Annotated in this window: 9 protein-coding genes; 6 read left to right on the forward strand and 3 right to left on the reverse strand. The window is 27.5% G+C overall.

The features are described 5' to 3' along the window. On the reverse strand, nt 1-949 hold a 949-nt coding region (locus tag HUJ77_RS03065), incomplete at its 3' end, for a GNAT family N-acetyltransferase (RefSeq protein ID WP_291707105.1). A gap of 454 nt (nt 950-1,403) precedes the next feature. On the opposite strand from HUJ77_RS03065, the gene HUJ77_RS03070 reads away from it, so the two are divergent. Genes HUJ77_RS03070 through HUJ77_RS03090 form a run of 5 tightly spaced genes read left to right on the forward strand, consistent with a single transcriptional unit; the run spans nt 1,404 to nt 5,714 of the window. Continuing rightward, nucleotides 1,404-1,943, forward strand: a complete 540-nt coding sequence (locus HUJ77_RS03070; protein WP_291707106.1) for an XRE family transcriptional regulator — start codon at nt 1,404-1,406, stop codon at nt 1,941-1,943. 23 nt (nt 1,944-1,966) lie between these two features. Then, entirely contained in the window at nt 1,967-3,016 is a 1,050-nt protein-coding gene (potA, locus tag HUJ77_RS03075; RefSeq protein WP_291707107.1) for a spermidine/putrescine ABC transporter ATP-binding protein, read from the forward strand. Beyond that, nucleotides 3,009-3,863 carry an ABC transporter permease gene (locus HUJ77_RS03080; RefSeq protein ID WP_291707108.1) on the forward strand — a complete coding sequence of 285 codons (855 nt, stop codon included), beginning with the start codon at nt 3,009-3,011 and terminating at the stop codon, nt 3,861-3,863. The genes potA and HUJ77_RS03080 overlap by 8 nt, the downstream gene beginning before the upstream one ends. Beyond that, nucleotides 3,857-4,666, forward strand: coding sequence for an ABC transporter permease (locus HUJ77_RS03085; RefSeq protein ID WP_291707109.1), 810 nt, complete (start codon nt 3,857-3,859; stop codon nt 4,664-4,666). The genes HUJ77_RS03080 and HUJ77_RS03085 overlap by 7 nt, the downstream gene beginning before the upstream one ends. Further along, the gene (locus HUJ77_RS03090) at nt 4,653-5,714 is read left to right on the forward strand and encodes a spermidine/putrescine ABC transporter substrate-binding protein (RefSeq protein ID WP_291707110.1); all 1,062 of its coding nucleotides are present in this window, start codon (nt 4,653-4,655) and stop codon (nt 5,712-5,714) included. Before HUJ77_RS03085 ends, HUJ77_RS03090 begins: the two co-directional genes overlap by 14 nt. A gap of 94 nt (nt 5,715-5,808) precedes the next feature. On the opposite strand, the gene ndk is transcribed toward HUJ77_RS03090, so the two are convergent. Continuing rightward, nucleotides 5,809-6,213 carry a nucleoside-diphosphate kinase gene (ndk, locus tag HUJ77_RS03095; protein WP_291707111.1) on the reverse strand — a complete coding sequence of 135 codons (405 nt, stop codon included), beginning with the start codon at nt 6,211-6,213 and terminating at the stop codon, nt 5,809-5,811. Between the two features lie 137 nt (nt 6,214-6,350). Between ndk and HUJ77_RS03100 the strand changes: the two genes are divergently transcribed. Further along, nucleotides 6,351-6,620 (forward strand): acylphosphatase, encoded by a 270-nt coding sequence (locus HUJ77_RS03100; RefSeq protein WP_291707112.1) that lies wholly within the window; start codon nt 6,351-6,353, stop codon nt 6,618-6,620. A 109-nt stretch (nt 6,621-6,729) separates the two neighbouring features. On the opposite strand, the gene HUJ77_RS03105 is transcribed toward HUJ77_RS03100, so the two are convergent. Next, nucleotides 6,730-7,492 (reverse strand): glucosaminidase domain-containing protein (locus tag HUJ77_RS03105; RefSeq protein WP_291707113.1); only part of this gene is annotated, 763 nt, incomplete at its 5' end.

Below are 7,492 nucleotides of genomic sequence, written 5' to 3' on the forward strand. Positions count from 1 at the left end.
CTTGCACAAAATCTTTATTAGCAATATTAGCTCCATTTATTATATATTTAGAATTTGGTATAAAGATTCCCTTCATATTTATTACATTATTTAAAAAATATATTCCATTAGATAATGTTGCTATATAATCACAATGACTGTATACCTGATTTAAATATTCTATTGTTTTAGTATTATCAATTTCATATTTATCTATATCCCCACCAGGTATTAGTAGAATATCAGGTAATACAATATTATGTTTTATATTATAATTTGTATTTATAGAACCATTCTTTATTTCAACTGACTCACTATTAGATACTGAAAAAGCATGGAAACAATCTTCATTTAATATTTCGTTAGCTTTATCAAAAATACTATAAATTAAAGAATATTCAGCTAAATTAACATTATTATATAACAAAATTCCAACTTTAATCTTCTCATTTCCTTTACGACTTATAAACTTATTTTTAGTTAACTTATAAGTTCTTTGCTCTCTAATATTATTTAACTCTTCAAATCCGATTTTTTTTAATAGGGCTTTACTTTCTTCTGTTTTTACTGAATCTATAATCGATTCTCCTCCAAACTCAAAGAAATAATATTCTAATAATAATCTTAAAGCCTCTTCTCCATAACCTTTTCTTCTGTATTCATAGTGTACTTTTATATTAATTCTTGCAACCTTAGTAGCTGAATTATATCCATGAAAACTAACTTCCCCAACTGGATTATCCTCTAAATCATAAATTAGACAATAAAAATTTTTCCCGTCTGTGGGGCTTATCATTTTCCTATAAAACATTTCCCATTTTTCTTTTGGAAAATAATAAACACCTCCAAAGTCCCCCATGTTTCTTCTATTTCCCCATAACTCCTCTACAAAAGCTAATTCATTAAATTCTGGCATTTTAATATATATTAATTTTCCGTTTCTTCTATATAAATTAATTTTATCACTCATTATATCACCTATAATCTTTTCTTTTTCTTAAAGTAGATATATATTATTAAATATCTCATAAATTAATACATTAATCAAGAAATAAGCAAGGCATATGCAAATTATGTAATTAAAATTTAATTTTTTATTATCTATACTAATTGCCTTTAACAAATCAAATTTTTCAGCATATAGATTATATCTATTATTCTAAAGAACAACGAATTTTCCAACAATTATTCTAATTTTAAAATTATTTAGTATTACTAAACTTCCAATGTTGTTTTATTAAACTAATTTAAATTATTTCTTCTTAAACTCAATAATATCAATGATTTAAGCAAATATATTTTTTTATATTTTTTTTTAAAAATATTGATTTTTTCTTTACAAGTATATATAATTACTATAGTTTGTTTAGTAATTTTAAACCTAAGGTTTAGTATTAGAAAATATTAATTTGGAAGGTGTAATTGTGGAAATCGGTGAAAAAATACGTAGATTACGTATTGAAAAACAATTGACTCAAGAGGAATTAGCTAATAGATGTGAATTATCTAAAGGCTTTATATCACAAGTTGAAAATGATTTAACTTCTCCTTCAATAGCAACTTTAATAGATATATTAGAGATTTTAGGAACTAATTTAACAGAGTTCTTTAGTGATGCTAGTGAAGAAAAAGTTACTTTTACATATGAGGATATGTTTGAGACTGAAAATGAAGACTTAAAATATAAGCTAATGTGGCTTATACCTAATGCTCAAAAAAATGAAATGGAACCAATTATGATAACTTTAGAACCTAATGGACAATATATAGAAGAAGAACCTCATGAAGGTGAGGAATTTGGTTATGTATTATCAGGAACCATTATTTTACATTTAGGCAAAAAGAAATTTAAAGTAAAAAAGGGAGAAAGTTTCTATTTTAAACCTAGATCAAATCATTATATTTCAAATGCAGGTAAAACCCAAGCTAAAGTAATTTGGATAAGTACTCCCCCATCATTTTAAATCTATAGAAAGAGGTGTTTATTTTGGAACAAAATATTATAGAAATTAAAGGTGTTTCTAAAACTTATGAAGATAATTGTGTTTTAGACAACCTTTCCTTAAAAATTAAAAAGAATGAATTTTTAACACTATTAGGCCCTAGTGGATGTGGAAAAACCACAACTTTAAAAATAATAGCTGGTTTTGAAGAAGCGGACCAAGGTGAAATTTTATTTGATGGAAGTGATATTTCATCCTTGCCTCCATATAAGAGACAAGTAAACACCGTTTTCCAAAAGTATGCATTATTTCCTCATATGAATGTATATGATAATGTAGCTTTTGGATTAAAGATAAAGAAAACTCCAAAGAATGAAATAGATTCTAAAGTAAAGGAAATGCTAAAACTAGTATCTTTAGAAGGCTTCGAAAAAAGAAAAATTGAATCCTTAAGTGGTGGTCAGCAACAAAGAGTTGCAATTGCTAGAGCACTTGTTAATGAACCTGAAGTACTTCTTTTAGATGAACCTTTAGGAGCTTTAGATTTAAAACTTAGAAAAGAAATGCAAATAGAATTAAAAAGAATCCAACAAAGATTAGGAATCACTTTTATTTTTGTTACTCATGACCAAGAAGAAGCATTAACTATGTCTGATACAATCATAGTAATGAATAAGGGTAAAATTCAACAAATGGGTTCTCCAGAAGATATATATAATGAACCTGCTAATGCTTTTGTTGCTGATTTTATCGGTGAAAGTAATATATTAAATGGAAAAATGCTTGAAGATTGCAAAGTTGAATTCTGTAATAGAATTTTCGAATGTGTTGATAAAGGTTTTAATACTAATGAATTAGTTGATGTTGTTATTAGACCAGAGGATATTAAAATTGTATCTGCTGAAAAAGGAATGTTAAAAGGAAATGTAAAGTCAATTATATTTAAAGGAGTTCATTACGAAATAGAAGTTGAAGAAGGAAATAATACTTGGATTTTACACAATACAAAGTATGCTGAAGTTAATTCTATAATAGGTTTAGATATCTATCCTGAAGATATTCATATAATGAGAAAGGTTTCTCACAATGAGTAAGGCAAAAACATCTAGAAAAAATATAGCTACTTATCCATTTGTATTTTGGGGTGCTTTATTTATTGTAATTCCTTTATTAATAGTATTATTCTTCGGCTTTACAGTTACATCTCCTGATGGAAGCTACTCTTTTTCAACAGAGAATTTTTTAAGATTAATTCAACCACAATATATTAAGGTTTTTGAAAGAAGCTTATGGCTTGCTCTTCTATCTACTTTTTGGTGCTTAGTTTTAGGTTACCCTGTAGCTTATATAATTTCAAAAATGAAACCTTCAAAAGGTAATATTTTAATTATGTTATTTATTGTTCCTATGTGGATGAATTTCTTACTTAGAACTTATGCATGGTTACCTATACTAGGTAAAAATGGTTTTATTAATAATATACTTGGTTCCTTTGGTTTTGGACCTTTTAATTTCCTATATAATGATGGTGCCGTAATATTAGGTATGGTATATAATTTCTTACCTTTTATGGTTTTACCAATTTATACAGTTTTAACCAAAATAGATAATGACTTATTAAATGCAGCATCTGATTTAGGTGCTAATAGACAGCAAGTTTTTAGAAAAGTAGTTCTTCCTTTAAGTATGCCCGGAGTAATTTCTGGTATTACAATGGTATTTATGCCAGCTGTTTCTACCTTCGTAATTTCAAGATTACTAGGTGGTGGCCAATACATGCTTTTAGGTAACTTAATCGAACAACAATTTACAACAATGGGTGATTGGAACTTCGGTTCATCAATTTCAATTTTTATGATGGCGATAATTTTAATCTGTATGGCAGTAATGAGCTTATTTGATAACTCAGAAGCTAAAGAAGGAGGCGGTCAATTATGGTAAAATCATTAGAAAATTTTATTAAAAGATTTTATTTAGTATTAGTTTTTATATTCTTATATATGCCTATTGCTGCCTTAATAATATTTTCTTTTAATGATTCAAAAACTATGGGAAAATGGTCTGGCTTTACTTTAAAATGGTATGTTGAATTATTTAATAATGAGAATATATTAAAAGCTCTTTTCTTCACAGTTGTTATTGCAATTATTTCTTCTTTAGTTGCTACAGTAATCGGAACCTTAGCAGCTATTGGAATTAACAAGATGAAGGGGCCTAAAAAAGCTCTATTATTAAATATAAATTATCTACCTGTATTAAATCCTGATATAGTAACTGGTATAGCTTTAATGAGTTTATTTATATTCTTAAGACCTATTACTAAATTAGATTTTGGATTTACTACAATGTTACTAGCTCATATTACATTTAATATACCTTATGTAATACTTGCAGTTTTACCTAAACTTAGACAATTACCTGAAAATATAGAAGAAGCCGCTCTAGATTTAGGTGCTACTCCTTCTTATACATTAAGAAAAATAATACTACCTCAGATTAAACCTGGTATTTTTGCTGGTATGCTAATGGCATTTACTATGTCAGTTGATGACTTTGTTATAAGCTTCTTCACAGCTGGTCCAGGAGTTACAAATCTATCAATCGAAATATTTGCTATGGCAAGAAGAGGAATTAAACCTGAAATTAATGCTCTTTCTACGTTGATGTTTGTAACAGTATTAACCCTTTTATTAATAGCTAATAGAAAGGAATTTACAAGAGGTGATAAAGTTGAAAAAGCTTAAGAAGTTTGTAGCTCTATTATCTTCATTAATATTTATCTCTTCAGCTTTTGTTGGCTGTAAAGATAATAGTGATAATGGTAAAAGAACTTTAAATGTATTTAACTATGGTGATTATATAAATGAAGATTTAATAGATAAGTTTGAAGAAGAAACTGGAATAGATGTTATTTATGACACTTATGAATCTAACGAAATAATGTATCAAAAGGTTAAAAATAGCCCTGGTACATATGACTTAATCTTCCCTTCTGACTACATGGTTGAAAAAATGAAAAGTCAGGATATGTTGGAAAAAATAGATTTTAACAATATTCCTAACTATAAATATATTGGCGAAGATTTTAAAAATCTTCCTTATGATCCTAACAATGAATATTCTGTTCCATATATGTGGGGAACTATTGGCATTATTTACGATGCTGATAGAGTTGATGATGTTGTAGATAGCTGGGATATATTATGGAATGAAAAGTATAAAGGTGAAATCTTTATGTTTGATTCTATAAGAGATACCTTAGCAATATCTTTAGTTAGACTTGGATATTCACTTAATTCTACTGATAAAAATGAATTAGATGAAGCAGCAAATGAATTAATAAACCAAAAATCTTTAGTTCAATCTTATGTTATGGATGAAGTAAAAGATAAGATGATAAATGGAGAAGCAATCTTTGCAACTGTTTATTCTGGAGATGCTATATACATTCAAGAAGAAGCCCCAGATTTAAATCTTCAATATGTTGTTCCTAAAGAAGGTTCTAACAAATGGTTTGATGTTATGGTTATTCCTAAGGGAGCAAAGCATAAAACAGAAGCTGAAGAATTTATAAACTTCTTATCTAATCCTGAAAATGCAAAAGAAAATGTTGAATATATAGGCTATGCCACTCCTAATTCTGGTGCTTATGAACTTCTTGATGAAGAAACACAAAATGATGAAGCTGTTTATCCTCCTGAAGAAGTTTTAGATAAATGTACCATATTTAAAGATTTAGGAAATAACATTAAATTATATGATGACGTTTGGTTAAAAGTAAAAATTAACTAAGAATAATAAATACCATATTGAATATATACTAATTAGTTTAGCATATTTCAATATGGTATTATTATGTTATAATGTAACTTTATTTATTTCTATTTTATTCTGCTCCAAACCATAACTTTATTTCTCTTTCAGCACTTTCTAAGCAATCTGAAGCATGAACACAATTTTCTCTTTTACTAGTTGAAAAGCTTTTCCTAATTGTGCCTTCTTTAGCCTTTTCAGGATCAGTATTACCATTTATCTCTCTAACTCTTTCTATAGCATTTTCACCTTCTAAAACTAAGGCACATAAAGGTCCACTAGTTATAAACTCCACTAACGGCTTATAAAAATCCTTTCCTATATGTTCTGCGTAATGCTTACTTGCAAATTCTTCAGTAATCTTTTCCATTCTTAAGTCAACAACTTTTAGATTATTTTCTTCGTATTTACTAATAATCCTTCCTATTAAATTTTTCTTAACAGCATCTGGTTTTATAAGTACTAACGATTTTTCCATATCTCTTCCTCCCATAATAAATTCTCTTTTAAATTATACCATTCATTTACACATTTTATTAGTGTAAATTTACTATATTAACTTTTTTTGTTAGAATTATGGTATAATTTTTTTATTAATATATAAGGAGTGATATAGTGACTAGATATTATATTGTTGTTGATGGTAGAGTTCAAGGTGTTGGCTTTAGATATTATTGCCAAATGAATGCATCTAGCCTTAATTTAACTGGTTGGGTTCATAATATGTCAAATGGAATGGTAGATATGGAAGTACAGGGATCAGAAGATTCAATTCAAAAATTCATAAGCCTTATTAATAAAGGCAACTATTTTATTAAAGTTACATCACTTTCTAAAAAGAAAATATCCATAGTTCCAGATGAAAGTAAATTTAAAATAAGATAAAAAAGTGTGCTATATAAAGTTTCTTGTTCCGTCGCAAGCTCCAAGTCACCGAAACCTTATATAGCACACTTCCATACTAAAGGTAATAATTCTTATCTAGTTTGGAATTTTATTTTCTTTCTACATTTGTATCGTAGAACATTAAGTTGTTTTCTTGTATAACTTTTATTAGTTTTTCTGCGTAAATTAAATTTCCGTATTGGTCTTTTGCTGTGCTATAGCCTGCATTTTCTAGTGCTTGTGCTTGTGCTATATAGGTTTTCCCTTGGAATAGTCCATTAGCTTCGTATCTTTCATTTTCTGATAGGAATTTTCCGTGATCTTTAATGGATGAATTAAGGTTGTCATAGGCTCTAAAGGCTCCAACTATTACATCATCATAGTTTTCTTTAGTTTGCATTTCTACTTTCTTTCCATTCCATCTGCTATCAGCCTTAATACCAAAAAGATTATTATATTCAGATGACAATGTAGATTCTCCCCAACCTGATTCTAAAATTGCTTGTGATATAGTTATGGAAGGTAAAATTCCATAGTTTTTATAATTATCTAAAGCAACTCCAGAAATACTCTCTATAAAGGCTATCTTATCCCTATCATTAACTAGCTTTTCGTTAATATAATTACTTCTTATTTTATCCAAATTACTTTTTGCAAGATTATAAGCTTCACTATCTAAATTTAAATTATTTATTGCAGTTTTAAAGGAATTAATTCCTACTATAGTGCCTTCATTATCTTTTTTTAATAATGCATTTCCTATATTCTTAATATTTTCATTATTTATTTCAAAACTTCCGTTATTTATAGCTGAATTAATGGCTGCTACTTCCTGCCAATTTAATTGATATCCAACTTTACTTAATTCATCA

The sequence above is a fragment of the Clostridium sp. genome, assembly GCF_021443865.1.
Taxonomy (GTDB): Bacteria; Bacillota; Clostridia; order Clostridiales; family Clostridiaceae; genus Clostridium.